Origin of the sequence: Mesorhizobium sp. M7A.F.Ca.CA.003.01.2.1 (genome assembly GCF_003998945.1) — a bacterium.
In the GTDB taxonomy this organism is placed as follows: Bacteria; Pseudomonadota; Alphaproteobacteria; order Rhizobiales; family Rhizobiaceae; genus Mesorhizobium; species Mesorhizobium ciceri.
In genome coordinates, this window is sequence record NZ_RZRA01000969.1 from 1 (window position 1) to 2,052 (window position 2,052).

General features: G+C 56.9%; 3 protein-coding genes. 1 reads left to right on the forward strand and 2 read right to left on the reverse strand.

Going from position 1 to position 2,052, the window contains the following annotated elements; translation table 11 throughout:
- Positions 1-186: hypothetical protein (locus EN969_RS35620; RefSeq protein ID WP_206525251.1), on the forward strand; the 186-nt coding region annotated here is incomplete at its 5' end.
- A 33-nt stretch (positions 187-219) separates the two neighbouring features.
- Here EN969_RS35620 and EN969_RS28390 read toward each other — a convergent pair.
- Together EN969_RS28390 and EN969_RS35625 are read right to left on the reverse strand one after the other, a co-directional pair.
- On the reverse strand, positions 220-1,848 hold the full coding sequence (locus EN969_RS28390; RefSeq protein ID WP_013532497.1) for a glycosyltransferase family 39 protein: 1,629 nt from the start codon (positions 1,846-1,848) through the stop codon (positions 220-222).
- On the reverse strand, positions 1,827-2,052 hold a 226-nt coding region (locus EN969_RS35625), incomplete at its 5' end, for a hypothetical protein (protein ID WP_206525252.1). The genes EN969_RS28390 and EN969_RS35625, both read right to left, overlap by 22 nt.

The following is a 2,052-nucleotide window of genomic DNA, read 5'->3' on the forward strand; positions in this document are numbered from 1 at the left end:
GTCAAATATCTCTACGGCTGGCGGAATTCGACGGTTGCGACCGGAGGAATTGTTGAAACGAGCGATTTCGATCATTGTGACGCTGGCCCTGCTGGCCGGCTTGTCTCGCTTAGCTTGCTGCGTTGGGCAGGCGAGGGCGGGTCGGCAAGGTCGCTGACCGTCGCCGGATTTCCAACGTTTGCCTGATCCCCAGCCCATAAGCCCAACGGCCTGACCAGATCAAGGCCGGCTGATTTCATAAATCAGGAGGTTGTCCGAATCCAGCCGCTTGGTCCCGATCTTGTTGAGATAGTCGATCACCCCGTCATGATGCTCGATGAACGGCCGTTTCTGACTGTCTTCGGCATCCTTTGCCACGCCGAACCAATCCGCGCCTTGCGTGCGAAGTTCCTCAAGCTGTGCTATCGCGATGGCATCGTCCTCGACGAACCTGGACCACTCCACGTCGCCGCCACCAGGCGGAAACACCCACCCGCGCGCCCTGCTGTAATAGACTGCGACGGGATCTCCCACCTCCGGAGCGATGGCCACGACAAGATCGCCAGGTTGGGCCCTGCGCGCCAGCTCGTCGCCAAGCAACTTTCCATTCATGGCGAAGGGCGCCTTCATCGTCCGGACGAGGGGAAAAGTCGACCAGACAAGCATAGCGGCCACGATGCAAATCGACCGCAGAATTATCCCAGGAGACGGAACGGTTTTGGCTCCAAGCGTCGCCAGGACGACCGCGCCACGGCCGCAAAACATCGCAAATGGCACATGGAATATATGATAGTTCCATGGATTGGTCGTGATCTCACGTGCCGCAGCGAGATAAACAACAGAGGCCGCTGCAAGCCATATGAAAGGTATGGCCGAAAGAGCGCGTTCTTTCGATTCCGCGACTGGCTGGGGCGGTATCCAGAATCCGACCGCCATCAAAATCATGAACGGATAGCCATAAAACCACCAGACCGACGTGTTCCAAACAGATTTGAAATAGAAATCGTTGCTGAAAAACGTCCAGAATCCAGAATCCCAGATGTATCCGCTGCCCGCGACATGAAAGGGCGGATAGGTTCGCCCGAGATAAATGGCCCAGCTGTAGTAGGCGCCGATGACGAACAGGCTGACCAGTCCGCTTATGAATACTTTGGCCGCATGCTTTCGCCGATTTTGCAAAAGCCAGCAAACCATCAGATAGAATATGACGCCTCCAGCAGCCAAACCCGGTGGTTTTGCAAGCACACCGAGGGAAAAGCTGGCTGTGGCGAAAGGGAGCAGCCACGCGCTGCCTCCCGTCCAGTATTTCGTGAAAAGCCAGACGCCCAAGGTTACCAGAGCCAGCATCGAGGGGTCGGGAAGAAACGAGCTGTCGATCATGATCGCCGCCGGCATCAGCGCATAGGCAAGTGCCGCGGCGTGGGCGTGCGTCTCGCCCCAGCATAGCGCCGTTAATCTGTGCAGTGAAAACACCGTCACCAAGCCGAAAAGGGCCGCAATCATGCGGCCGAACCAGTCGTGCCAGCCAAAGAGTTGGTAGAGTATGGCGGTCAGATAGCTGACGATCTGGAACTCGCGGCCCTGATAGCTTGGCCCGGGCCCGGTCCAGCTGACCTCGGGGAAGAAGATGTTCCAGCTGCGCTGCTGGAAATTGTCGGCCATCATCGCGGTACTTGTTTCGCGCCAGCTGAAGGCATCGACCAGCGGCAAGGTTATGTTGTGGAACCTGAACAGGATCGCAATGAACAGTATCCCCAGCAAGATCGCCATGTTGGGGCTCACGGTGTTGCGAGCAGTCGTTTCCCGGACGGTCGACTGCTGCCGGTATTGCTGACCTTCGGCCTGGTTCAATTCCGGGTCGCCCGCCATTTGAAACCGCGTCCTCCCTGACGTCTGCGGATGTTGCTTTTGAGTGCGATTGTCAGAGTTGGCAGAGCATATGACACATTTCTTAATTTTGACGACAGCGGGATGCGCACATCTGGAACGGTTGTTGTCCGTCCGCTCGCAAAGGTTGACATCACCGTTCTCGCGACTGTTAAATAGTTCATACGGCTGTCAGAGCGATGATAG

Excerpts from the sequence above, each read along its gene's own strand:
- EN969_RS28390 (WP_013532497.1), bottom strand. The coding sequence starts at position 1,848 with ATGGCGGGCGACCCGGAATTGAACCAGGCCGAAGGTCAGCAATACCGG.